This window comes from Marinomonas polaris DSM 16579 (assembly GCF_900129155.1).
Taxonomy (GTDB): Bacteria; Pseudomonadota; Gammaproteobacteria; order Pseudomonadales; family Marinomonadaceae; genus Marinomonas; species Marinomonas polaris.
The window spans coordinates 430,521-455,379 of the sequence record NZ_FQVF01000002.1; the positions used below are offsets into that span (position 1 = coordinate 430,521).

Annotated in this window: 23 protein-coding genes and 1 tRNA gene; 17 read left to right on the top strand and 7 right to left on the bottom strand. The window is 41.3% G+C overall.

The window, feature by feature from the left end; genetic code table 11:
* Nucleotides 1–53: 53 nt before the first annotated feature.
* Nucleotides 54–827, bottom strand: a complete 774-nt coding sequence (gene gloB, locus BUA59_RS01870) for a hydroxyacylglutathione hydrolase (protein WP_072838010.1) — start codon at nucleotides 825–827, stop codon at nucleotides 54–56.
* A 99-nt stretch (nucleotides 828–926) separates the two neighbouring features.
* Here gloB and BUA59_RS01875 point away from each other — a divergent pair, with 99 nt between their 5' ends.
* The 3 genes from BUA59_RS01875 to dnaQ are packed head-to-tail and all read left to right on the top strand — an operon-like array spanning nucleotide 927 to nucleotide 2,817.
* Complete coding sequence (locus tag BUA59_RS01875; RefSeq protein WP_072838011.1) at nucleotides 927–1,667, top strand: class I SAM-dependent methyltransferase; 741 nt, start codon at nucleotides 927–929, stop codon at nucleotides 1,665–1,667.
* Complete coding sequence (gene rnhA, locus BUA59_RS01880; RefSeq protein WP_232617181.1) at nucleotides 1,664–2,107, top strand: ribonuclease HI; 444 nt, start codon at nucleotides 1,664–1,666, stop codon at nucleotides 2,105–2,107. Before BUA59_RS01875 ends, rnhA begins: the two co-directional genes overlap by 4 nt.
* The gene (gene dnaQ / locus BUA59_RS01885; protein ID WP_072838013.1) at nucleotides 2,104–2,817 is read left to right on the top strand and encodes a DNA polymerase III subunit epsilon; all 714 of its coding nucleotides are present in this window, start codon (nucleotides 2,104–2,106) and stop codon (nucleotides 2,815–2,817) included. Before rnhA ends, dnaQ begins: the two co-directional genes overlap by 4 nt.
* 94 nt (nucleotides 2,818–2,911) lie before the next feature.
* On the opposite strand, the gene nhaB is transcribed toward dnaQ, so the two are convergent.
* Nucleotides 2,912–4,414 (bottom strand): sodium/proton antiporter NhaB, encoded by a 1,503-nt coding sequence (nhaB, locus tag BUA59_RS01890; RefSeq protein ID WP_072838014.1) that lies wholly within the window; start codon nucleotides 4,412–4,414, stop codon nucleotides 2,912–2,914.
* A gap of 176 nt (nucleotides 4,415–4,590) precedes the next feature.
* Here nhaB and sohB point away from each other — a divergent pair, with 176 nt between their 5' ends.
* The gene (sohB, locus tag BUA59_RS01895) at nucleotides 4,591–5,634 is read left to right on the top strand and encodes a protease SohB (RefSeq protein ID WP_100635490.1); all 1,044 of its coding nucleotides are present in this window, start codon (nucleotides 4,591–4,593) and stop codon (nucleotides 5,632–5,634) included.
* A 123-nt stretch (nucleotides 5,635–5,757) separates the two neighbouring features.
* Here sohB and BUA59_RS01900 read toward each other — a convergent pair whose 3' ends face one another.
* Genes BUA59_RS01900 through folX form a run of 3 tightly spaced genes read right to left on the bottom strand, consistent with a single transcriptional unit; the run spans nucleotide 5,758 to nucleotide 10,314 of the window.
* The gene (locus BUA59_RS01900) at nucleotides 5,758–6,528 is read right to left on the bottom strand and encodes a CsiV family protein (protein ID WP_072838015.1); all 771 of its coding nucleotides are present in this window, start codon (nucleotides 6,526–6,528) and stop codon (nucleotides 5,758–5,760) included.
* Complete coding sequence (mfd, locus tag BUA59_RS01905) at nucleotides 6,525–9,938, bottom strand: transcription-repair coupling factor (protein WP_072838016.1); 3,414 nt, start codon at nucleotides 9,936–9,938, stop codon at nucleotides 6,525–6,527. The genes BUA59_RS01900 and mfd overlap by 4 nt, the downstream gene beginning before the upstream one ends.
* Before the next feature lie 7 nt (nucleotides 9,939–9,945).
* The gene (gene folX / locus BUA59_RS01910; RefSeq protein ID WP_072838017.1) at nucleotides 9,946–10,314 is read right to left on the bottom strand and encodes a dihydroneopterin triphosphate 2'-epimerase; all 369 of its coding nucleotides are present in this window, start codon (nucleotides 10,312–10,314) and stop codon (nucleotides 9,946–9,948) included.
* Nucleotides 10,315–10,756: 442 nt separating this feature from the next.
* Between folX and BUA59_RS01915 the strand changes: the two genes are divergently transcribed.
* The 9 genes from BUA59_RS01915 to sthA all read left to right on the top strand — a co-directional run bounded on the left by BUA59_RS01915 (nucleotide 10,757) and on the right by sthA (nucleotide 19,392).
* Complete coding sequence (locus BUA59_RS01915; protein ID WP_072838018.1) at nucleotides 10,757–12,094, top strand: Na(+)-translocating NADH-quinone reductase subunit A; 1,338 nt, start codon at nucleotides 10,757–10,759, stop codon at nucleotides 12,092–12,094.
* Nucleotides 12,095–12,097: 3 nt separating this feature from the next.
* On the top strand, nucleotides 12,098–13,294 hold the full coding sequence (locus BUA59_RS01920; RefSeq protein ID WP_072838019.1) for an NADH:ubiquinone reductase (Na(+)-transporting) subunit B: 1,197 nt from the start codon (nucleotides 12,098–12,100) through the stop codon (nucleotides 13,292–13,294).
* Entirely contained in the window at nucleotides 13,287–14,087 is an 801-nt protein-coding gene (locus tag BUA59_RS01925; RefSeq protein WP_072838020.1) for a Na(+)-translocating NADH-quinone reductase subunit C, read from the top strand. Before BUA59_RS01920 ends, BUA59_RS01925 begins: the two co-directional genes overlap by 8 nt.
* Complete coding sequence (locus BUA59_RS01930) at nucleotides 14,087–14,749, top strand: NADH:ubiquinone reductase (Na(+)-transporting) subunit D (protein WP_072838021.1); 663 nt, start codon at nucleotides 14,087–14,089, stop codon at nucleotides 14,747–14,749. The genes BUA59_RS01925 and BUA59_RS01930 overlap by 1 nt, the downstream gene beginning before the upstream one ends.
* Entirely contained in the window at nucleotides 14,750–15,358 is a 609-nt protein-coding gene (gene nqrE / locus BUA59_RS01935; RefSeq protein WP_072838022.1) for an NADH:ubiquinone reductase (Na(+)-transporting) subunit E, read from the top strand.
* 42 nt (nucleotides 15,359–15,400) lie between these two features.
* Nucleotides 15,401–16,627 (top strand): NADH:ubiquinone reductase (Na(+)-transporting) subunit F, encoded by a 1,227-nt coding sequence (gene nqrF / locus BUA59_RS01940; RefSeq protein ID WP_072838023.1) that lies wholly within the window; start codon nucleotides 15,401–15,403, stop codon nucleotides 16,625–16,627.
* A 63-nt stretch (nucleotides 16,628–16,690) separates the two neighbouring features.
* On the top strand, nucleotides 16,691–17,704 hold the full coding sequence (locus tag BUA59_RS01945; protein ID WP_072838024.1) for an FAD:protein FMN transferase: 1,014 nt from the start codon (nucleotides 16,691–16,693) through the stop codon (nucleotides 17,702–17,704).
* A gap of 38 nt (nucleotides 17,705–17,742) precedes the next feature.
* Nucleotides 17,743–17,976: a (Na+)-NQR maturation NqrM gene (gene nqrM / locus BUA59_RS01950; protein WP_072838025.1), complete on the top strand. Its 234-nt coding sequence runs from the start codon at nucleotides 17,743–17,745 to the stop codon at nucleotides 17,974–17,976.
* A 21-nt stretch (nucleotides 17,977–17,997) separates the two neighbouring features.
* Nucleotides 17,998–19,392, top strand: a complete 1,395-nt coding sequence (sthA, locus tag BUA59_RS01955; RefSeq protein WP_072838026.1) for a Si-specific NAD(P)(+) transhydrogenase — start codon at nucleotides 17,998–18,000, stop codon at nucleotides 19,390–19,392.
* 63 nt (nucleotides 19,393–19,455) lie between these two features.
* Here the strand turns inward: sthA and BUA59_RS01960 are convergent, their stop codons facing one another.
* Both BUA59_RS01960 and BUA59_RS01965 read right to left on the bottom strand, forming a co-directional pair.
* Nucleotides 19,456–20,007 (bottom strand): hypoxanthine-guanine phosphoribosyltransferase, encoded by a 552-nt coding sequence (locus tag BUA59_RS01960; RefSeq protein ID WP_072838027.1) that lies wholly within the window; start codon nucleotides 20,005–20,007, stop codon nucleotides 19,456–19,458.
* A gap of 37 nt (nucleotides 20,008–20,044) precedes the next feature.
* Nucleotides 20,045–20,905: a YihY family inner membrane protein gene (locus BUA59_RS01965; RefSeq protein ID WP_072838088.1), complete on the bottom strand. Its 861-nt coding sequence runs from the start codon at nucleotides 20,903–20,905 to the stop codon at nucleotides 20,045–20,047.
* Nucleotides 20,906–21,235: 330 nt separating this feature from the next.
* Between BUA59_RS01965 and BUA59_RS01970 the strand changes: the two genes are divergently transcribed.
* From BUA59_RS01970 to clpX, 4 genes are all read left to right on the top strand, one after another.
* A tRNA-Arg gene (locus tag BUA59_RS01970) sits at nucleotides 21,236–21,312 on the top strand.
* 119 nt (nucleotides 21,313–21,431) lie between these two features.
* Nucleotides 21,432–22,757, top strand: coding sequence for a trigger factor (gene tig, locus BUA59_RS01975; RefSeq protein WP_072838028.1), 1,326 nt, complete (start codon nucleotides 21,432–21,434; stop codon nucleotides 22,755–22,757).
* Between the two features lie 74 nt (nucleotides 22,758–22,831).
* A complete protein-coding gene (gene clpP / locus BUA59_RS01980) occupies nucleotides 22,832–23,464 on the top strand; it encodes an ATP-dependent Clp endopeptidase proteolytic subunit ClpP (protein WP_072838029.1) in 633 nt (210 codons plus the stop codon).
* A gap of 16 nt (nucleotides 23,465–23,480) precedes the next feature.
* Entirely contained in the window at nucleotides 23,481–24,761 is a 1,281-nt protein-coding gene (gene clpX, locus BUA59_RS01985; protein WP_072838030.1) for an ATP-dependent protease ATP-binding subunit ClpX, read from the top strand.
* The last annotated feature ends 98 nt before the right edge of the window (nucleotides 24,762–24,859 follow it).

The window sequence follows — 24,859 nt, forward strand, 5'->3', positions numbered from 1 at the left end:
TAGGTCACAAAATTGAGTAAAGTTTCGACATTTTAAGGTTGTAGCGCAATAGGTCAACTAAAACTATCTTTGGCGCGTCTCACTTGGCTGAATGCAGCAATAGAATTCTCTGCTGGAATTTCGTTAAGTTGTTGTGCTGCTTGAACTTTAATGGCCTCTATATGGCTTCTTAAGAATGGGTTAGTTTTTTTCTCTAAGCTGAGTTTTGTTGGCAAGGTTGGCTTTTCTTCTGCGCGTAGTTTTTTACACGTATTATTGCTTTCTATTAGGTCTTTGTTATTGGGCTCTACAGAAAGTGCAAAGCGATAGTTGGCTAGAGTGTATTCGTGAGTGCCATAAATTAGCGTATCATCTGGCAAGTCTGAGATCTTTGTCATAGCCGTTAGCATTTGTTCAGGTGTGCCTTCCATTATGCGACCACATCCACCTCTAAATAGAGTGTCGCCGCTAAACAAAATGGGCGTTTCTTGTTTTGAAAAATAACACAAATGATCAAGAGTGTGCCCTGGTGTTGCTATGACAGTAAATATTTTTGAAAAGATTTGAACTTGGTCATTATCATCGACAGGATGAGTGACGAGTTCTGTAAGATGCTCAGGTCCATGCACAGGGCAATTTGAGCGCTGTTTTAGTTCAGCGACTCCGCCTGTGTGATCTTTATGGTGGTGAGTAATTAAAATGCCTGTTAAGGTCTTTTTGTATTCGCGGCAGTAGTTCAAAACAACATCTGCTTTACCTGGGTCCACAGCCCAAATACCCGAACTATCTTTATCTTGGATTATCCAGATATAATTGTCATTAAAGGCGGGAAGCGGAAAGATAGTCATAAAGTGTCTACTTTTAAAGGGTTATTGTGTTTTATATGACGCGCCAAGAAAAATAATAAAAAGACACAGTCATACCGTTTTAAATAGAGAATTCATTGTATGTTGGATGATCAATCAAGACAATTTTTTCAAAATTGGTACAAAAGTAACCTAGGCGATAGCCTGTTGCAATTAGAGTTGAGTGAGATAACCTCTGAGCTTGATTCTGCAGTAGGTTACTATTTAGTGAGTCAGTCGCCTCTTAGAGATTTTTCTCTGAAGAATCACCGTTTACGCGAAAGTATTTTAATTGCGCCCGTTTTAGAGTTTGGTGCTCCTGGTAATACTATTGTCGCTAGAGCAAGTGAGCTACCTTTCGAGGCGGATGGTGTGGATGTGCATGTTTTTCATCATACGTTAGATATTTCTGCCACACCCCATGACGACCTAAGGGAGGCTGCAAGAACTTTATTACCAAGTGGGAAGCTAGTTATTATTGGCTTTAACCCTTGGAGCTTGTGGGGGTGTCGTCGCCTATTTTCTAAGAAAGTTAAAGCGCCTTGGTGTGGGCATTTTATTGCTCATCAGCGTTTAGAAGACTGGCTAAAAGTAGCTGGCTTAACATTAGAATCAAAACGTTTTGTTTTTTATGAACCGCCGCTTCAGAGTAGTAAGTGGCGGTCGCGCTTTGCCTGGATTGATAAAATGTTTAGGCCTCTCAAGCTGCCATTTAGTGGTGTGTATGTGATGACTGCAACCAAACAAGTAAGGCGTTTTATTCCATTAAAACCTCGTTGGTCAGGGGCTCGAGTTAGAGTGCCGCCATTATCAAAGCCAACAGCAAAAGAGATGAAAGAGTGAAGAAGGTAATAATGTACACAGATGGTGCTTGTAAGGGTAATCCTGGCATCGGTGGTTGGGGAGCTTGGCTTACTTTTGGAGAGCATGAGAAGCACTTATGCGGTGGGGAGCATGATACAACCAACAATCGAATGGAGCTTATGGGGGCTATAGAAGGCCTTCGAGCGTTGAAAGAAAAATGCTCAGTAACACTTTATACCGATTCCTCTTATGTACAGAAGGGGATTACTGAGTGGTTAGCAGGTTGGAAGCGAAAAGGTTGGATGACGGCATCTAAGCAGCCTGTAAAAAATAAAGACCTCTGGCAAGCTTTAGATGAGCAGTGTCAGCATCATGAAGTCACTTGGAAGTGGGTGAAAGGCCACGCTGGCATAGAAGGTAACGAAATTGCTGACCAATTGGCGAATAAAGGTATTGATGAATTAAGGGCTGCATCATGAGACAGGTAGTGCTTGATACGGAAACAACGGGTATTGATCCAAAGCAAGGCCATCGTATTATTGAGATTGGTTGCGTGGAGATGATTGGTCGTAAGCTAACTAAGCGACATTTTCATGTTTACATCAATCCTGATAGAGAAGTGGAAGAAGAAGCCTTTCGGGTTCACGGAATCAGTAATGAGTTTCTGGCAGATAAACCACGTTTCCATGAAATTGCCCAAGAGTTTTTCGATTTTATAAAAGGCGCCGAACTAATTATTCACAACGCGCCTTTTGATATTGGCTTTATGGATCATGAGTTTGCCCGTATTGGCGGTTATCCGAAAACGGCAGAGGTTTGTGGTGTTTTTGATAGTTTGGTTTATGCCCGTAAAAAGCATCCAGGGCAGAAGAATAACCTAGATATTTTGTGTAGACGTTATGGTATTGATAACTCACACCGTGAATTGCACGGCGCTCTTTTAGACTCAGAAATTCTTGCTGACGTTTATTTGTTGATGACGGGTGGGCAGACCAGCCTTGGCTTGGCTAATAACTCTGATTCAGAGTCCAAAGAGGAAGGTGGGGTTGAAGAAATCCGCCGATTCTCTAAAGATCGTCCAGCATTGAAGGTTATTAGGGCGAGTGAAGATGAACTAAAAGTCCATGAGGAGCGCTTGGATTTGATTGATAAAAAATCAGGTCAGTCGTTGTGGCGGATTAAACATTAGTTTAGCAATATGAATACGACGAATTTATAAAGTAATAAGCAAAAAAATGCCCTCCTAGAAGAGGGCATTTTTATGTGTATTGAGTAGTCGTGTCTTATAAGAAGTAGGTGACACAAAGCCCGCCGACAACGCTAAGTACAACTGTATAAGGTAAGGCCATCCAAACCATCTTGCCGTAAGACAGGCGCAACAGAGGGGCGATCGCAGAAGTTAGCAAGAATAAAAATGCAGCTTGTCCATTTGGTGTTGCTACACTTGGCAGGTTTGTGCCCGTGTTGATAGCAACTGCAAGCGTATTAAAATGTTCGCGGGTAATGGTGCCTGCATCAAGCGCTGCTTTTACTTCACTAATATAAACGGTTGCAACAAATACGTTATCGCTGATTGCGGATAAAATACCGTTAGCAATAAAGAACATAATGGGCTGAGAGTCTGTTGGCATATGCAGCACAATATCAATAATTGGCTGGAATAGGTGTTGCTCATGTATCACAGACACAATGGTGAAAAACACAACTAGTAATGCTGTAAAAGGTAGAGCTTCTTCAAATGCGTGGCCTATTTGGTGCTCATCAGTAATGCCGTTGAACGCAGTTAGTAGAACAATAACCATAAGCCCAACTAAACCAACTTCAGCAATATGGAATGCCAAAGATAAGATGAGTACAATAGCAACAATGCCTTGAATGATTAATTTAGCTTTATGTTTGTTGGTTTGTTTTTGGCTCTCTTCTTTTTCGAAATTATTTAGAATGTCTCGTACTGTATCAGGTAATTGTGCGCCATAGTCAAACCACGCTGTTTTTTCTAGTATTACGACGGTTAATAAACCACAGGCTAAAACGGGCATTGATACAGGAGCGACATAGAGAAAGAACTCAATAAAATCCCAGCCTGCTACTTTGGCGATTAATAAGTTTTGTGGTTCGCCAACCAGTGTCGATACACCACCAAGAGCGGTACCTACAGCGCCATGCATTAACAAATCTCGTAAAAACGAGCGAAACTCATTTAGATCTTCGGTATTTATCGGCAGGATAGAGTCGTCTTTTGCATGGTCGTGGTTTTTATTAGAACTTTGGCCAGAAGCTGCTTTGTGGTAAACCGAATAAAACCCAACTCCAACACTTATCAGAACGGCAGTGACAGTTAAAGCGTCCAAAAAGGCGGAAAGTAGGGCCGCAGAAAAACTAAAAATTAATGAAATGACTATTTTAGATTTTACTCTGACTAATAGCTTGTTAAAAATAAACAGCAGCATATCTTTCATAAAGTATATGCCAGCGACCATAAACATAAGCAGTAAAATCACATCGAAATTTTTATTTACTTCATGATAAACACCATCTGAGCTGGTCAGTCCTAGTAGGACTGCCTGAATAGCAATTAACCCACCTGGTTGAAGGGGGTAACATTTCAGAGCCATAGCAAGGGTGAATATGAATTCAATGATAAACAACCAACCAGTAATAAAAGGTCCTAACGTAATCACGGCAATAGGGTTGATGATAAGAAATGCGATCACTGCTTGTTTGTACCAGAGGGGGGATGCCCCAAGGAAATTGTTGCCAAGCGCATGTGATAAAGAGGTTTTCATTTATTGCTCCTTTCGGGAAAGCATTAACTTGTTGGCAAGGTATTACGATGTTTTTAAGTTAGACGATAATAAGGGATAAAGAAAACAGTATCTATAGTGATTAATGAGTTATAGATATTGCTATTTATAAAAATAGCCCCACTATCTCAAGAAGTTATGATTATTTAGAGGAAGAGATGTTGGAATTTTTAACTGATTACGTGGGTTTTTTATTAAAATTAGTAAGTGTTGCCTTGGTTATAGGTTTTCTTTTAGCGGCTTTATCTAGTGGAAAGCGCAAATCGCAGCCAGGTAGTTTGTCTGTTACTAAGTTAAATGAAAGCTATGATGCTATGAAAGCTGAGCTAGATCATCAATTGTTGGATAAAAAAGTTCTAAAGAGTTTGGCAAAAGAAAAAAAGAAAAAAGAAAAGTTAGAAAAAAAAGCGTTGAAAAAAGCGCCTAAGGAAACCGAGGAAGTTGCTAAAAAGCGTCTTTATGTCTTGGATTTTGATGGTGATATAAAAGCTTCTGCAGTTGAAACGATGCGAGAAGAAATTACGGCAATTTTAAGCGTTGCTAAACCGCAGGATGAAGTGGTTGTTCGTCTGGAAAGTGGTGGCGGTGTAGTGCATGGGTATGGTTTGGCTGCTTCTCAGTTGCAGCGTATTCGGGAAGCAAATATCCCATTAACAATTTGTGTAGATAAAGTTGCTGCCAGTGGTGGTTACATGATGGCGTGTGTCGCCGATAAAATTATTGCAGCACCGTTTGCGATTCTTGGTTCGATTGGTGTGGTTGCGCAAGTTCCTAACGTACATAGATTGCTTGATAAGAGTTTGATTGATGTTGAGCTGCATACCGCAGGGAAATATAAGCGCACCTTAACTATGTTGGGTGTAAATACCGATGAAGGACGTGAAAAATTTAAACAAGATTTAGAAGACACACACGGTTTGTTTAAACGCTTTGTGTCTAGCCAGCGCCCGCAATTGGATATCGAAGATATTGCTACTGGTGACACTTGGTATGGGTCTGAAGCCATAGAGAATAAGTTGATTGATGTGGTGATGACCAGTGATGCTTATTTGGTTTCTCATTATGAAAATGCAGACGTAATACAAGTGACTTATAAGCAACCAAAAGGTATGGCTGAACGTCTTGGTCTGTCATTCTTTTCGGCTTTGGAACAAAAGGCTGTATCCTGGGTTGGAAAAATAACGCAGTCTCGTGGTTATTAATTAGTAATCTTGAAAAGCTACTTTGTCATAAAAAAGAGTGTCATAAAAAAGAAAGCTTTTAAAAAAGAATTGAAAAAAGAGTGGTATGCGATGCATGCCACTCTTTTTTTTGTGTTTGCTGTTCTACCTGTTTGTTAGTTCGTTTGTGCTTTGCAGAGAATCGTAAGTTAGGCTTTTCCCTGTTTCGGGTGCTACTGATTGTGTAGCAATTTTCTCTATTGCGTCTTCTAACTCAATTGGCTCGAAATATATTAATGTGCCAATCGTGGGATGGTCTAGATAGTTTACTTTTTTGCTGGCTGTTTTATTACTTTGATTTAGCTTCAATACCAATGCAGGCTCGAACTCTTTGAAATCAGGTTGGTTTTTTGTCTGTGAAAATATTGATGAGCTTCCATCATGTTCGCTGTTTTGAATGGGATCAGGTTGAGTGAAACTGTCAAACAGATAGTGTTTATATTGGATGTCTGACTCTAAGTAACGCCCAAGTTTAATGGCGATGTTGCCAGTTAGTTCTGGGTAGCCATCTTTCTCTTGTTCACTATAGAAGGATTTCCTGATGGTGTCTCCTGGGTATCTGAAAATGAGAGTCCATTTTTTGTTGGCTAATATTGTGACGTTTTTACCTAACCTTGCTTCGACGTTTCCGAAAGGTGTGGATTGCGCATTGTTGTTGTCGGTGCTTTTTTCATCACCTGTTAGGCGAATAAGGTTGTCTGTCGAAAGAATGCTTTTGTAATTTACTTGCTCGCTAGTTAGAGCGTCTGGCCATTGGAATGTCACCATGTAGCCTTCATAGGCTCTAGCTGTATCGGGGTTGATTTGCTCATCAGCAGCAAAAATTTGAGTGCTGAGTAGGTTTAGGGATAGAAAAATAGCAATCAGGGATTTCAATGTAATAATTCCAAAGTCATTGTCGTTTGTTGGAAGCGCTCTTCCGCGCTATTCATTGGAGCTAAAAATTTCAACGTATCAGAGCCAACCAGTTTGTAGGTATCGGGTTTCGTTTGGATGAGTCGAATAAGCTTCATCGGGTCGACTGGTGTTTTGCTGTTAAAGAAGATTTTACCTTCTTTTGCATTGGCTTCAATTTTATTAATACCAAGGCTTTCCGCTTTAAGTTTTAGTTCTGTTTGACGGAATAAGTTTTTTGTTGCGTCAGGCAGTAGTCCAAAGCGGTCAATCATTTCCACTTGAAGATCTTTTAGTTCGTCGCTGCTTTTTGCGCTGGCAATACGTTTATACAGAATCAACCGTGAATGTACATCACCTAAATAATCTTCTGGAATGAGTGCGGGTACTCGCAAGTTTACTTCGGTTTGCGCAGAAGACGTAATATCTATATCGGGAGACTCACCATTTTTGAGGGATTTTACTGCTCTGTCTAGCATGTCCATAAATAGCGAGAAACCAACGTGTTCAATGTGTCCACTTTGACCGTCGCCTAATAGTTCGCCGGTGCCACGGATTTCTAAATCGTGAGTTGCTAACGTGAATCCTGCGCCAAGTTTGTCAGCAAGCATGATGGCTTCAAGGCGTTTTTCTGCATCGCCTGTGACTTTACGATCATTTGGAGTCAGTAAATATGCATAAGCCTGATGGTGAGATCGACCAACACGGCCTCGCAATTGGTGTAGTTGTGCTAAACCAAATTTATCGGCTCGCTCAATGATAATCGTGTTGGCGTTTGGTATGTCGATGCCAGTTTCTATAATGGTAGAGCAGACGAGCACGTTGGCTCTTTTGTGGTAAAAGTCAGACATGACTTGTTCCAGCTCTCTTTCGCGCATCTGACCGTGACCAACAATAACGCGAGCTTCTGGGATTAATTCCTCCAACTCTTCCGCCGCTTTTTGGATAGTTTGTACTTCATTGTGTAGGTAATAAACCTGCCCGCCACGATGCAGCTCGCGCAAAATAGCTTCTTTTATTTGATGCTCGTCTTTTTGTTTTACAAAGGTTTTTACAGATAAGCGTTTGGCTGGCGGTGTGGCAATAATTGATAAATCACGAATACCAGACAAAGACATGTTTAGTGTTCGAGGAATTGGTGTGGCGGTTAAGGTTAATATATCAACTTCTGCTCGTAGGGCTTTAAATTGCTCTTTTTGCTTCACGCCAAAACGATGCTCTTCATCGATAATAACCAGTCCCAAATTAGCAAACTTAACATCACTCTGGATGAGTTTATGGGTGCCAACAACAATGTCTGCTTTGCCGGACTCTAGTCGATCGATTGATGTATTGGATTGTTTGCCTGAGCGAAAACGAGATAATAGTTCGATCTCTACTGGCCAGTCAGCAAAACGGTCGCAAAAATTTTCATAGTGCTGTTGAGCGAGTAGTGTGGTTGGGACAAGAACGGCCACTTGTTTTCCGTCTTGAACGGCTAGGAAGGCTGCTCGCATGGCGACTTCTGTTTTGCCAAATCCCACATCGCCACAGACCAAGCGATCCATTGGCTTTTTAGTCGACATATCGGCCATGACTGCATCGATTGCCATTTGCTGATCGGGTGTTTCTTCAAACGGGAAGCCTGCAGAGAATAATTCGTATTGATCATCTGGCTTAGCGAAAGCATAACCAACTCGTGCCTCGCGTTGTGCGTATATTTCTAGTAGTTCTGCCGCTGTGTCGCGAGCTTTTTCTGCTGCTTTTTGTTTGGCGACACTCCATTTGTCAGTACCAAGTTTATGCAGTGGTGCGGTATCTTCATCTGCGCCTGTGTAACGAGAAATTAATTGTAATGATGAAACAGGGACATAAAGTTTTGCGTCATTGGCATAGCCTAGCGTTAGGAGTTCTGTCTCTTGTCCATCTATTTCTAAATTAGTTAGTCCAAGGTAGCGACCGACGCCGTGATCGATGTGGACAACAGGAGCATTTAATCTCAGTTCGGTGAGATTGCGGATGATCGCGTCTTCACTAATATTGCTTTGTTTATTGCGTCGACGATGCTGAGAAACGCGCTCGCCTAATATTTCACTTTCAGGAATTAGGGCTAGCTCATCATTAATGATGAAACCGCGACCAATATTACCTTCGGTGATGGCGAGCGCCTTTGTTGATTTGGTGAAAGCTGCCCAGCCGTCCACTTGCTTAGGTTTAATGTCGTATTTTTTTAGCAGATCAAGCAGTGCTTCTCGGCGGCCCGCAGACTCTGCGACGATAAGAACTCTAGCTGTTGTTTTTGCGAGGAAGTCTTGTAGTTTGCCAAGGGGGCGCGCTGCTTTCGAATCAATTTTAACAACATCAAGGGCTTTATATGCTGGGTGATCTCCCGCTGTCGAAAAAATGATGTTTGTATATCGATTAAGTTGTGCAAAAAGCTCATCTTCTCGTAGACAAATTTCATCGGGCTTTAAAATAGGGCGCTCGATGTTGTAATTAAGTGATTCGTGGCGACTACGGAAATCAAGTTGAATGCTGGCAAACTGATCATTAAAGTTGTCTGAGCGAATGATGAGAGTATTGTCAGGTAGATAATCAAATATACTGGCGGTTTGTTCAAAGAACAAAGGTAAATAGTATTCTATGCCTGCCGGAATCAGGCCGCTGGAAATATCTTGGTAAATCGGGCTTGAAAGCGGGTTTGTCTCAAAGCGTTCTCTAAAAGCTTGGCGAAACTGCTGAATGCCCTGTGATGTGGTTGGGAATTCTTTTGCTGGAAGCATTTTGATTTCTGAAACTTTGCTTATGCTGCGTTGTGTTTCAGGGTCGAACCATCGAATGGACTCAATCTCATTGTCAAACCAGTCAATCCTAATGGGGTTTTCTGCGCCCATCGGGTAGACATCCATCAAGGCGCCACGAATGGCGTATTCGCCATGTTCGTGGACATTTTCGACGTTTAAGTAGCCCGCGTTTGTTAGTTTTCTTGATAGCTGTTCAAGAGGTAGCTCCAGCCCTTCTTCTAAATGAAAACGTTGAGCATCAAGATGCTGTTTTGGGCAAAGTCGTGTTAGGCAAGAAGCAACCGTTGTTAGTACGATCGGGTTTTTCGTTTCGGAAAGTTTGGCCAGTGTTTCCAAACGCTGAGAAATGATGTCTTGGTGCGGTGAAAAGGCATCATATGGCAATGTTTCCCAGTCGCTAAATCTCAATATTTCTCTTTTGTTTTGATTTAGAAACTGTATTTCATCTTCAAGCTCATTTAATTCGGCAACAGTATTGGCCATGTAAAGAGTTGGCTGTTTATGTTGAGAGGCTATTGCTAGCAGTTGTAATGCTTTTCTGCTGCCGTCTAGGCCACTAATTAAATTCTTGAAGCCTGGCTTTAGTGTTATTGATACGGTTTCTGACATGTTGGGCTTATTGTTCTCTAGTGGCGGATAGCGTCAAGGATACAGAGTCTGCAAAACGTAATGCGTGTGGTTTTGCAACTTCAACTTTTGCAAAGGTAACATTATTTGACGTCATGCAAAGTTCCAGCAAGTCTGCGGTTAGCTTTTCGAGTAAAAGAAAGCGATTGCTTTCGGTGTGGGCTATCATTTCTTTACAGATAGTTCGGTAGTTTACCGCATTTTCAACATTATCTGTGTCATAGGCTTGAGAGGCTGGGTAATGTATCCAAGCGTTAATAACAACATCTTGTTTGTTTTGTTTTTCAGACTCATTGAATCCAATATAGGTTCTTAGACGTAAATTTTTAATATGAATTTGAGCTTCTGGTTTGATCATAGTTGTGCTTCCGTGTTTTTGAGCCTATTCATTTATTAGGCGATATTGTGTCGTTTTCAATCATGTATGGCAACTAACTAAAGTACGTTGGATTGCACTGTTTGGATTGCCTTGCTCCATTTTAATTAATCTAACTGGCGTTGATTGGCAATGTTGCGTCGAAGCGTGTAATAAAATAACAAAAAAAAGTATTTTTTACGGCTTTACATCATGGAATAAGGATGAAGTAGTACTTTTAAGTAAAAGTTGGTGCTTAAAGACCGCCTCATGAGCTGGTCAATGGGGGGAATGATCTTTATAATACGTCGGTTTTTTGGTGAAGTGAGTTTGCGTTTTACAATTACCTTAAGGTTAGTTGTTCGTTCATGCATGTTTTCCCGGAGGGGGGTGTGAACATTACGCATTACGCTTTTTGTGTTCAATTTATTGTTGGGCAGAACATATGTATAAAATTACAAAAGGCCTAGATCTACCGATCTCAGGTGCTCCCAATCAAGTGATTGAGACGGCTGCTGCTGCTAAAACAGTTGCTGTGATTGGTCCAGACTTTCATGGAATGAAACCCACCATGCTTGTCAAGGAAGGGGACAAAGTCAAAAAAGGTCAGGTTGTCTTTACAGACAAGAAAACGGAGGGTGTTAACTATACTTCTCCTGCTTCTGGAACTGTAGCTGCTATTAACCGTGGCGCACGACGTGTATTTCAGTCGCTTGTTATTAGTGTTGAAGGTAATGAGTCCGAAACCTTCGCTGCTTATTCTGGCTCTGAACTAAAATCTTTAGAACGTAGTAAGGTTGTAGATAATCTGGTGAATTCTGGATTGTGGACATCATTCCGTACGCGTCCGTTCTCGAAAGTGCCTGAAATTGCTTCAGTGCCGAATTCCATTTTTGTTACCGCAATTGATACTAATCCGTTGGCTGCTTCTCCTGAAGTCGTGCTTGCTGATCAGGCGGAAGCATTTGCAGATGGTCTTACCGTGTTAACTCGTTTGACTGAAGGTAAGGTTTTTCTATGTAAAGCGCCTGGTGCGAAAATTCCTACAACGTCTGATGTGACAGTTGAAGAGTTCTCTGGTGTGCACCCTGCTGGTCTAGCTGGTACGCACATTCATTTCCTTGATCCAGTCAGCGACAAGAAAACAGTTTGGTCTATTAATTACCAAGATGTTGTTGCTATCGGCAAACTTTTTGTTACTGGTGAGCTTAGTGTTGAGCGGGTTATCGCTGTGGCTGGCCCACAGGTTAAAAAGCCTCGCTTAGTTCGTACTCAAGTTGGTGCAAGCTTAGATGATCTGTTGGCAGGTGAATTAGCAGAAGGTGATAACCGAGTTATCTCTGGTTCTGTTCTTTCTGGTCGTAACGCTTTTGGGCCTTTTGCTTTCTTGGGGCGCTACCACAATCAAGTATCTGTATTGCTTGAAGGTCGTGAGCGTCAAATGATGCATTATCTTCGTGCTGGTGTAGAAAAACATTCTATTATGAATGTGTTCTTGTCTAAGCTTACTGGTAAGAAATCATTTGATATGACAACGACGACAAATGGTAGTGATCGTACCATGTTGCCTCTTGGTAATTTTGAGCGCGTTATGCCGCTTGATATTTTGCCAACACAATTGCTACGTGCGTTGGTTGTGAATGATACGGAGCAAGCTCAAAAGCTTGGTGCACTTGAGTTGGATGATGAAGATTTGGCTTTGTGTACTTACAGTTGCTCAGGTAAGTTCGAATATGGCCCGATCCTTCGGGATTGCCTAACTCTAATAGAGAAAGAGGGTTAATTCATGGGGCTTAGAAAAGTACTCGATAAAATGGAACCTGAGTTTCACTCAGGTGGAAAATACGAAAAGTGGTACGCGCTTTACGAAGCTGTAGATACTATTTTTTACCGCCCAAGTTCTGTGACCAAAAATGGCTCTCATGTTCGTGATGCTGTGGATATGAAGCGCATCATGATTTTGGTGTGGATGTGTACATTCCCAGCTATGTTCTTTGGTATGTATAACATTGGTTTGCAAGCCAATACTGCTATGGAAGCAATGGGAGTAGCGCCTGCTGACTCTTGGCGTCATGCCATTATTGGTAGTCTGACTAGCTATAATGCCTCAAGCATTTGGGGCAATATGATTTACGGTGCAATGTACTTTTTGCCTGTTTATCTTGTTACCTTTGTTGTGGGTGGTTTTTGGGAAGTATTGTTTTCTTCTGTGCGTAAGCATGAGATAAACGAAGGCTTCTTTGTTACTTCCATTCTTTTTGCGTTGTCATTACCTGCAACCGTTCCTTTATGGCAAGTTGCCTTAGGGATTAGTTTTGGTGTTGTGTTGGCGAAAGAAGTGTTTGGTGGTACAGGTAAAAACTTCCTGAACCCTGCATTGGCTGGTCGTGCTTTCCTATTCTTTGCTTATCCAGCTTCTATGTCTGGTGATGCGGTTTGGACAGCGGTTGATGGGTTCTCTGGTGCAACAGCACTAAGTCAGCTTTCAGCTGATGGCGTTGCTGGTTTAACTGTTGCTTGGTCTGATGCATTCTTTGGCTTTATTCAAGGTTCAATGGGCGAGACTTCTACTTTAGCGATCCTAATTGGTGGTTGTGCATTGTTAGTAATGCGAATTGCTGCTTGGCGAATCGTCGCTGGCGTTATGCTGGGTATGGTACTAACCTCTGCGTTGTTTAACGTAATTGGTTCTGACACTAATCCTATGTTCGCTACACCTTGGTACTGGCATCTTGTTTTAGGTGGTTTTGCCTTCGGTATGATGTACATGGCGACTGATCCAGTATCTGCATCAATGACGAATCGTGGTAAGTGGTTCTATGGCGCTCTGATTGGTTTGATGGTTGTACTGATTCGTGTTGTTAACCCTGCATACCCAGAGGGTATGATGTTAGCAATTCTATTCGCGAATTTGTTTGCTCCATTTATTGATCACTTTGTTGTTCAGGCGAACATTAAACGGAGGATTGCACGCAATGGCTAGTAGTAACGATAGTATTAAAAAGACCATTATAGTTGCTTTATCTTTGTGTTTGGTTTGTTCTATTTTTGTTGCAGCGGCAGCGGTAGGCCTTAAGCCTATTCAGAACACCAATAAAGATTTAGACCGTAAACGTAATATTTTATCTGCAGCTGGCATGCTTGAATCCGGTAAGTCGGTTGATGAGATTTTCGAATCGGTTGAATCTCGTGTTGTTAATTTACAAACTGGTAAATTTGCAACGCAGGAAGAGCTGCAAGCAGCAGGTATTAAAGCTGCTACCTTTGACCAAAAGTCTGCCGCGAAAGATCCTAAGCTATCTATTGCCCTTAAAGGTGAACAAGATCCAGCTGGAATTAAGCGTCGCTCAAACTTCTCAGTTGTTTATCTTGTGAAGTCTGGTGATAGCATTGATCGAATCATTCTTCCTGTACATGGCTATGGTTTATGGTCAACTATGTATGGTTTTATGGCTTTGAAAAATGACTTTAATACAGTGATTGGTTTTGGTTTCTATGACCAAGGCGAAACACCTGGATTGGGTGGTGAAGTAGACAATCCTAATTGGAAAGCGTTGTGGAAAGGTAAAGAAATTTACAATGAGCAAGGCGAAGCTGTTATCCATCTTGTAAAAGGTGGTGTTGATAGTTCAGACCCTAAAGCTGCTTATAAAGTAGATGGTTTATCTGGTGCAACACTAACAAGTCGTGGTGTTACTCATCTTGTTCAATACTGGTTAGGTCAAGAAGGTTTTGGACCATTCTTATCGCAACTGCGTAGCGAAGGAGTTCAATAATGTCTGATGTGAAAAAAGTCCTTTTTGGGCCAATTCTTGCTAATAACCCAATTGCTTTGCAAATTTTGGGTATTTGTTCTGCATTGGCTGTAACAAGTAGTCTGAAGGTTAGTTTGGTTATGGCAATAGCCTTGACCTTAGTAACGGCTTTTTCGAGCTTCTTTATTGCGATTATTCGTAACCATATTCCAAACAGTATTCGTATCATTGTTCAGATGATTATCATTGCTTCGTTGGTAATTGTGGTGGATCAGATTTTGAAAGCGTTTGCTTTTGAGATTAGTAAGCAGCTTTCTGTATTCGTTGGTCTTATTATTACGAACTGTATCGTAATGGGGCGTGCAGAAGCGTTTGCGATGAAGAATGGTCCTGTGATGAGCTTTGTCGATGGTATTGGTAACGGTTTGGGCTACAGCGCGATGTTGATCGTTGTTGCTTTTTTCCGTGAATTGCTAGGCGCCGGTAAATTATTTGGTTTTGAGATCTTTGCCACTGTACAGAATGGTGGTTGGTACCAACCTAATGGTTTGATGTTGCTTCCACCAAGTGCGTTCTTTGTTATTGGCTTGGTTATTTGGGCTTTGCGCTCTTATAAGAAAGAGCAAGTAGAAGAGCCTGAGTTTAAGATCGCAGCGAATTCTCGTTCTCAGGAGGCGCTATAAATGGAACATTTAATAAGTCTATTTGTTAAGGCTGTTTTCGTTGAAAACATGGCGTTGGCTTTTTTCCTTGGTATGTGTACTTTTCTGGCTTTGTCCAAAAAAGTAGAAACAGCGATAGGTTTGGGTATTGCCGTTGTTGTTGTGTTGGCGATTACTGTTCCACTTAACAACTTGTTGTACCAGAATCTATTGATCGATGGTGCACTAGAGTGGGCAGGCTTGCCTGGTGTTGATCTTAGCTTCCTAGGTTTGTTGAGCTACATTGGTGTTATCGCTGCTGTCGTTCAAATTTTGGAAATGGCTTTAGATAAATACATGCCTGCGTTATACAACGCGTTGGGTGTATTCTTACCACTTATCACAGTGAACTGTGCCATCATGGGTGCTTCTTTGTTCATGGTTGAGCGTGACTATAACTTTAGTGAAAGTCTTGTTTACGGTGTAGGTGCTGGTGTTGGTTGGGCGTTAGCAATTGCTGCGCTAGCTGGTATTCGGGAGAAGCTTAAGTATTCAGATGTTCCTGCAGGTCTTCGTGGTCTTGGTATCACGTTTATTACTGTTGGTCTAATGAGCTTAGGTTTTATGTCATTTTCTGGTGTGCAGCTTTAATTGGCTGCCCATTTAGACAACCAAGAATAAGGTTTAACTAACATGGTCAACTTAGAAATTATTCTAGGTGTGGTGATGTTCACAGCTATCGTGCTTGCGTTAGTGGCAATTATCCTTGCTGCTCGTGCGCGCTTGGTAAGTACTGGGGACGTTACAATTCGCATCAATGGTGAAAAGGAAGTAACTGCACCTGCTGGTGGTAAGTTGCTACAAACTTTGGCGAACAGTGGCATTTTTCTATCATCTGCTTGTGGCGGTGGTGGTACTTGTGCGCAGTGTAAATGTAAGGTGACAAGTGGTGGTGGCTCTATGCTTTCTACTGAGCAGTCTCACTTTACTCGTCGTGATGAAAAAGAAGGTTATCGCTTATCTTGTCAAGTTTCTGTGAAGCAAGATATGGATGTAGAGGTACCTGAAGAAGTGTTTGGTGTTAAAGCGTGGGAATGTACTGTTGAGTCAAACCCTAACTTAGCGACCTTCATTAAAGAGTTGACGTTAAAATTGCCTGAAGGCGAAAACGTTGATTTCCGTGCGGGTGGTTATGTTCAGCTTGAAGCGCCAGCGCATACTGTGTATTACAAAGATTTTGATATTGAAGAAGAGTACCGTGGTGACTGGGATAAATTTAACCTTTGGAAGTTCGTATCCAAGGTAGATGAAACCGTTATTCGTGCTTACTCAATGGCGAACTATCCTGAAGAAAAAGGCATTGTGAAGTTTAATATCCGTATTGCTTCACCGCCTCCAGGTAAAGATGATTTACCGCCAGGTCAGATGTCTTCTTATGTGTTCAGTCTTAAGCCTGGCGATAAGATAAAAGTATACGGTCCATTTGGTGAGTTCTTTGCCAAAGATACTGATGCTGAAATGGTGTTTGTTGGTGGTGGTGCTGGTATGGCGCCAATGCGTTCACATATCTTTGATCAGCTTAAGCGTTTGAATTCGAAACGTAAGATTTCATTCTGGTACGGTGCTCGTAGCGTACGTGAAGCCTTCTATTCTGAGGAATACGATAAGCTTCAAGAAGAGAATGACAACTTCGAATGGCATTTGGCGCTTTCTGATCCTCAGCCTGAAGATAACTGGGAAGGTAAAACTGGCTTTATTCATAACGTTCTTTATGAAAGTTATCTAAAAGACCATCCTGCTCCAGAAGATTGTGAGTTCTACATGTGTGGACCTCCAATGATGAACGCATCTGTAATTAAGATGTTAGAAGATCTAGGTGTAGAAAAAGAAAACATCCTACTTGATGATTTCGGTGGCTAGCACCTGAATAAAGACCCACCTTTAGGTGGGTCTTTATTTTATTGGCGACTAAAAAGACCTTATATGCGTAAAAAAATACTATTTTCAGCCTTCCTGCTTATCGCTATTGCGGTCGTGTACCGTCTTTCTGTTTTCACTCCTGAATTAGCTAGTTTCTCTGGCCCTACAATGGGCACAACCTATACAGTGAAGTTTTTTACTACAAAAGACGTTAATAATTCTTCGGATTTGAAGGATGATGTTGATGCTGCGCTGGTTAGAGTTAATAAACTCATGTCGACTTACGATCCTAATTCAGAGCTTTCGCTTTTTAACAAGCTGCCTGAAGGCCAATCTGCTAATGTTAGTGAAGATATGGCTTATGTTATCGATAAGGCGTTGCTTATTAGTGAAATGAGTGGCGGTGAATACGATGTTACTATCGGGCCTTTGGTTAACCTATGGGGGTTCGGACCAGGGAAGCGTGAAGATAAAGTGCCTAGTCAAGAATTGATTGATGAGGCGAAGTCGCGAGTGGGTTATCACTATTTAAAGCTTGATGGCCGTCGTTTGACCAAAGAAAAAGACATCTATGTAGATTTGTCCTCTATTGCTAAGGGGTATGGCGTTGATGTAGTGGCACGAGTGCTTCAAGATAGAGGGATAGAGAGCTATTTGGTTGAAGTGGGAGGTGAAATAATATCCAAAGGTTTAAAGCCCGATGGAACTCCTTGGAAAATAGCGATCGAAAGTCCTGCAGGTGGGCATGATATTGCAGAGCGTATTATATCTGTGACTGATTTTGCTGTTGCTACATCTGGAGATTACAGAAATTATTTTGAAAAAAATGGTGTGCGTTACTCTCATACTATTAACCCTGTTACGGGGCGGCCAATTACGCACAGGCTAGTTTCTGTTACTGTAGTAGATAAAACGACAACAATGGCTGATGGTCTTGCTACAGCAATTACTGTGCTTGGTCCTGAAAAGGGTTTTGAGTTTGCTCAACAAAATGGTATTGCGGCTTATTTGTTGGTGAAAACAGATTTTGGTTTTGAAGAGCATCCATCTGATGCTTTTAAATCTTATTTAGAGTAATTGAACTTTATATATTTTTATTTTTTAGGAGAAATCATATGTTGACGATTATTTTGGCATTTGTCCTTATGCTTTTATTGGTTACTGCTATGTCTGTCGGTGTGTTGATGGGTAGAAAACCTATTTCTGGTTCTTGTGGTGGCATGAGCGCTTTAGGAATGGAAGTTGCCTGCGATATTTGTGGTGGAGACAAGGGTAAGTGCGAGAAAGAAACGAAAAAAGGTATGGCGGCAACAGTCTCTGATGACACGTTTTACGACGCATCTAAATAATTGAACAGTGAAGAGGGTATTATGACGACGAGACATTATGATGTGGTGGTGTTAGGCACGGGTCCTGCCGGAGAAGGTGCTGCAATGAGTGCTGCGAAGGCTGGCAAAAGAGTGGCTGTTATTGAGGCGAGTTCGCAAGTAGGCGGAAGTTGTACGCATTTAGGGACCATTCCATCAAAGGCATTGCGTCACGCTGTTAAGGAAATTATTGCCTTCAATACTAACCCAATGTTCCGTGATATCGGTGAGCCTCGTTGGTTTTCATTTCCAAAAGTTTTGGATCGTGCGAATCGAGTAATTGATAAGCAGGTTATGGGGCGTACAGAATATTATGCTCGTAACCGAATTGATATTTACTTTGGTAGAGGTAAGTTCAAAGATGCGAATACGATAGAAGTAAATACCTATGAGAAAGGGCCAGAACTTTTAGAGGCAAAGAAAGTCGTAATTGCAACGGGTTCACGTCCATACCGTCCAGCCAATATCGATTTTTCGCATCCTCGTATTTATTGTTCCGATACTATCTTAAGTTTGAGTCATACTCCGCGTTCTTTGATTATCTATGGTGCGGGTGTAATTGGTTGTGAGTATGCGTCTATTTTTTGTGGTTTAGGTGTGCGTGTTGAACTAATCAATCCAGCCAAAAAATTATTGAGCTTTCTTGATGATGAGATTACAGATGCGTTGAGTTATCACTTGCGTGATGGTGGTGTTTTGATTCGTCATAATGAAACGTATGATTCTGTTGAAACAACAGAGCGTGGCGTTGTGATGCATATGGCGTCAGGTAAAAAATTACGCGCAGATGCTTTGTTGTTCTGTAATGGTCGATCCGGTAATACCGATAACTTGGGTCTAGAGTCAATTAACTTAGAGGTTAATAGTCGCGGGCAATTAGCAGTAAATGATACCTATCAAACGCAGGTTGAGAACGTCTATGCTGCAGGTGATGTTATCGGTTGGCCAAGTTTAGCTAGTGCGGCGTATGATCAAGGTCGTGCTGCTGCAGCTAATATGTTTGGTTCTCCTGGTGGTGAGTTCATTAGTGAAGTGCCGACAGGTATCTATACAATTCCTGAAATAAGCTCAGTGGGCAAAACGGAGGCTGAATTGACGGCTGAAAAAGTGCCTTACGAAGTAGGTCGCGCTTTCTTTAAGAACACAGCTCGCGCGCAAATTACAGGTGAGGCGGTTGGGATGCTGAAGATTTTGTTTCACCGTGAGTCGCTAGAGTTGCTGGGGATTCACTGTTTCGGTGACCAAGCGTCAGAGATTGTTCACATTGGCCAAGCGATTATGAAGCAGCCAGGTAAACAGAATACTTTGAAGTATTTTTTGAATACGACTTTTAACTACCCAACTATGGCAGAAGCCTATCGAGTTGCGGCGCTCAATGGTTTTAATCGAGTGTTTTAGTTTGTTATAAAAATACCCACTTCATTGAAGTGGGTATTTTTTTGTCTGCCATTTGATGTTGAATTAACTGTCTTTAATAGCGTAGATGCCTTTTAGGTTTCTGAAGAAGCCTTTGTAATCCATTCCGTAGCCGAATAAAAACCTGTCAGCAACATCTGTTCCGACATAATCTGGAGTCATGTTTGTTTTGCGGTCGTGTAATTTATTAATAACGGTCGCAGTGTATACGCCGCTTGTTTCTTGGTCTTCTAGCCATTTAGCAATCGCTTGTAAGGTGTGTCCTTGATCAAAAATATCGTCTACAACTAGGATGTGTCTGTTTTTAAGGCTCGTTTGTGGGTAGCTTAGCCAATTAAGTGAGGCACCTTCTGTTTCCATTCCGTATCGAGTGGCATGAATGTAGTCGAGTTCTAATGGAAAGTTTAAGCGTTCTATCAAAGCGGCTGTTGGAATTAATCCGCCATTCATAACACAAAGAACAAGAGGGAGCTTTTCTGCTAGGTCTGCCGTTATTTGTGTTGCCATCTTATCAAGGGCTTCGTTAAGTTTTGCTTCGTCAACTAAGCAATCCGCCTCATCTAAAATTTTGTTTAGGTCGTTGATTGTATTCGTCATGGTAAGCCCTGTTGTGGAAAATTTGCGGGATTTTACATTAATCCTGACCGGATGCTAAGTTTTTCTGCAGAGTTGTGTTTTTTATGTTGTGCAGTGTGGCGCAAAGGCAAATCGATGCGAGCACTACTAACCATGAGCTTTGCAGCCAGATAAGAAAGATAGGGATGGCTGCGAACGCGCCATAAACTACTTGGTAGCTGCTGAAAAATTGTGCAAATGAGCTGAATATCGTATTTAAGATGAAGAGGCCGATGCTACCTGCAAGAGCAGATATTGAAGCCCACTTTAATGAAACTTCAGCATTTGGTGTTAAATAATTCAGTGTCAATAACATTAAGAAATACAATGTAATGCCGCCAAGTTCTAATAGATTGTCAAACCATGCATTTGTTTGTGTACCTTGTATTTGCATTGATATAAGCGTGCCGTATAGGCTTAGTGATGTTGCAAAAATGATTGGGCCTAAGGTTAGTATGGCCCAGTATATTAGTAACCGCTCTCTAATTTTTCTGGCCTTTTTGATTTCCCAGATGGATTGGACGCTACTTTCAAAGCTATTTAGTAGTAATAGTGCGGTTAAAACAAGAGCAACAAGTCCTGCCGCTGGAAGATTTTTAGTCTGCGCAGAAAACTTAATTAAATAAGGCATCATTATGTCACTAGAGCCGGGTGCTAGATGCTGTTCAATGAGTTGGAATAGTTGTGCTTGCATTGCTTCTAATGCTGGCGTGAAGCTTAGTATTCCAACAATAATAGTTATGATAGGGACAGCGGCTAGTAGGCTCGATAGAGTTAGTTGTGCTGCTTTTTGTGAAAGGTTGCTATGTTTGAATCTTGTTATTGTTAAGTATCCATAACGTTTGAAGACAAGAAAAAAATAAATTAGACGTTCTGGCATGGTGATCAAGCTCTGTTTAAGTTGGCTACTACAATAACATAGGCTTAAATATTTTATTAAAAACTTCTTTTTAATGCACATTGCACAAACACGGTGCAACGTGGCTCCTTTTGGCGCATGTGCCTTGTTTTTTAGGGTGGCTGCTTGTATTATTTATCTCGTTCCTTTTGTGATATTTGTGCTGCGGAGTAGTGAATTTTAACTATTCTCGGTTCCATAGCTTCAAATAGTCATTTTTAGCCCAGTTTTACTGGGCTTTTTTATGTCTATTGGTTGACGATTGCTATTCCATCCCTATAATAGCCCACCAAATGAAATGTAATGATCTTTGTTCCGTTAGCTCAGTTGGATAGAGCAACCGCCTTCTAAGCGGTAGGTCACTGGTTCGAATCCAGTACGGAGCACCATTTTCAGTCCATTACTTTAATTAAATTATTATTTAGGTTTTGTTGGCTGTAATTGAATAGATGTCTTGTTAATAACGAGATTGCCAACAAATTAAAGCAGGTTCCCGAGAGGAAGTTTTATGCAAGTTTCTGTAGAGACAACGTCTCCAATTGAGCGCGTTCTAACAATTAGTGTTCCAGCTGCTCGTGTTGACGAAAAAGTAAATTCTGAAGTGGCTAAAACAGCGAAAACAATTCGTATAGATGGTTTTCGTAAAGGTAAAGTGCCTGTTAGTGTTGTTAAAAAACGTTACGGTCAAGGTATTCGTCTTGATGCTGTAGAACAAATTATGCGTGATGCTTACGTTGAAGCGATTCAAAAAGAATCTATTCAGCCTGCAGGCATGCCTTCAATTGAACCTAAGAACTTTGCCGAAGGCGCTGATCTTGAGTTTGTTGTTAAAGTAGAAGTTTATCCAGAAGTTACCTTGGCTGATAACGCTACGATTAAAGTTGATCGCGTTGTATCTGAAGTAACTGATGCAGACGTTGATGTAATGTTGGAAACTTTGCGTAAGCAAAATTCTGAATGGTCTGCTGTTGAGCGCGCATCTGCGGACGGCGATCAAGTAACAATCGATTTTGTTGGTTATCTAGGTGATGAGGCTTTCGACGGCGGCGCTGCTGAAGGTCATAAATTAGTTTTGGGTTCTAATACTATGATCCCAGGTTTTGAATCTGGTATCCTAGGTGCTAAAGCTGGCGAAGAGCGCTCTATTGCAGTGACTTTTCCAGAAGATTACCAAGCTGAAAACTTGAAAGGTAAAGAAGCTACTTTCAAAATTACTGTTTCTGAAGTTGCTGAACAAATCCTTCCAGAGCTAAATGATGCTTTTGTTGAGAAGTTTGGTCTAGAAGAAGCGACTGTTGCTGCTTTACGTGCAGAAGTGCGTAAGAATATGGAGCGTGAGCTAAATCAAGCAATTAAGTCAAAACTTAAAAACGCTTTGTTTGAAGGTTTGTCTTCAATCAATGAGGTGGAAGTTCCTTCAGCTCTTGTTGATCAAGAAGTTGACGCACTTCGCAAACAAGCTGCTCAGCAGTTTGGCGGTCAAGGTTTTGATGCATCTCAGTTACCTGCTGAATTGTTCCAAGAAGAAGCGAAAAAACGCGCTAAGCTAGGTTTGTTGATTTCTGAAGTTATCAAGAAAGATGACATGAAAGTTGATAACGACCGTGTTCGTTCTTTCTTAGAAGACATGGCTCAAGCTTACCAAGAGCCACAACAAGTTATTGATTTCTACTTAAAGAACAAAGAACAACTAGCTCAAGTTCAATCTGCTGTACTTGAAGAGCAAGTTGTTGATAAACTGTTAGAATCTGCTCAGGTTACTGAAGTAACTCTGGGATATGAAGACGCTATCAAGCCAAATGCCCAAGCTGAAGAGGCTGGGGAAGAAGCATAAGACAAGTCTTATCTTTTTTAATAAGGTCGACATAGCGTTTGCTATGTCGACTTTTTTGTTTTAAGGAATGCGATATGAATTTGATGAACCCGACTACCGGTCCTGTTGCAATCACAAGTAATGGTCTTGTCCCAATGGTTATTGAGCAGACCGCTCGTGGAGAAAGGTCATTTGATATTTACTCGCGCTTACTTAAGGAGCGAGTGATCTTTTTGGTTGGTCAAGTTGAAGATCACATGGCCAACTTGGTTGTAGCGCAGTTATTGTTTTTAGAGTCAGAAAATCCGGATAAAGACATTCATTTGTATATTAACTCTCCGGGTGGCTCTGTTACTGCTGGCATGTCTATTTATGATACGATGCAATTCATTAAGCCAGATGTTAGTACAATGTGTATTGGTCAGGCAGCGAGTATGGGTGCTTTGTTGTTAACAGCTGGTGCTGCTGGTAAACGTTATTGTTTGCCAAATTCGCGCGTTATGATTCATCAGCCTTTAGGTGGTTATCAGGGGCAAGCCTCTGATATTGAGATTCATACACGTGAAATTTTAAGTATCAAACATAAATTGAATGAAATTATTTCTTTTCATACTGGTAAGCCAATTGAGCAAGTTGCTATTGATACGGACCGTGATAACTTCATGAATCCACAAACAGCAAAAGACTACGGTTTGATTGATGATATCTTGCAGAAACGAATAGTTTAAGAAAAGGGTGGAATAAATGTCGGATGATAAATTTAGCCGTGGCGACCACTCCGATCGGTTATTGTATTGCTCTTTTTGTGGAAAGAGCCAAGACGAAGTAAAAAAACTTATTGCAGGGCCTTCAGTCTATATTTGTAATGAGTGTGTCGATCTTTGCAATAACATCATTACGCAGGAGCTATCTCAGATTACTGAGGATGGTGAGTCTGCAGATGAGTTGCCAACGCCATCTAAACTAAGTGCGGCGCTTGATGATTATGTTATTGGCCAAGACAAAGCTAAGCGTGTTTTGGCGGTGGCAGTTTATAATCATTATAAGCGTTTGCGTCATCAGGGAAAATCGGACACTAGTATTGAACTAGGTAAGAGTAACATCTTGCTAATTGGTCCAACAGGTAGTGGTAAAACGCTTCTTGCACAGACTCTTGCTCGTGTTCTAGATGTGCCTTTTACTATTGCTGATGCGACTACATTGACGGAAGCAGGATATGTTGGTGAAGATGTTGAAAACATCATTCAGAAGCTATTGCAGAACTGTGATTACGATGTAGAAAAAGCACAGCGTGGTATTGTTTATATAGATGAAATAGACAAAATTTCAAGAAAGTCTGATAACCCTTCTATTACACGTGATGTGTCTGGCGAAGGTGTTCAGCAGGCTTTGCTAAAACTAATTGAAGGTACTGTTGCTTCTGTTCCTCCGCAAGGTGGTCGTAAGCATCCTCAGCAAGAGTTTTTGCAAGTCGATACATCCAATATTTTGTTTATTTGTGGTGGTGCGTTCGCAGGTTTAGAGCGTGTTATCAGTGATAGAACAGAAAAAAGTAGTATTGGTTTTTCTGCAACCGTGAAAAGTAAAGAAGAGGGTAGATCCTTTTCTGAAGCGGTTCACCGTGTAGAGACAGAAGATTTAGTTAAATTCGGTTTGATTCCAGAGTTTGTTGGTCGTTTGCCTGTTGTGGCGACACTTTCAGAATTGGATGAAGAGGCGTTGATGACGATCTTAAGTCAGCCTAAAAATGCGCTTGTTAAACAGTATCAGCATTTGTTTGAGTTAGAAGGTGTTGAGCTGGAATTTACACCTGAGTCTTTGCGTGAGGCTGCTAAATTGGCCTTGGAGCGTAAAACTGGTGCTCGTGGCTTGCGTAGTATTTTAGAGTCAGCTCTATTGGATAGCATGTATGAGCTTCCTACTCGTAATGATGTGGTAAAAGTTGTTATGGATGCCACTTCAATTCGTGGAGAGACTGCACCTTTGATGGTGTTGGAAAAAGAAGAGTTGGCTAAAAACGCATAATTCTTTAAAGTTTGATGATTAAATAAAAAAGCCGAGTTTAAGTTTTATTGCTTGAATTCGGCTTTTTTTATGATATTTCGCTTTAAAGTGTTGTGTAG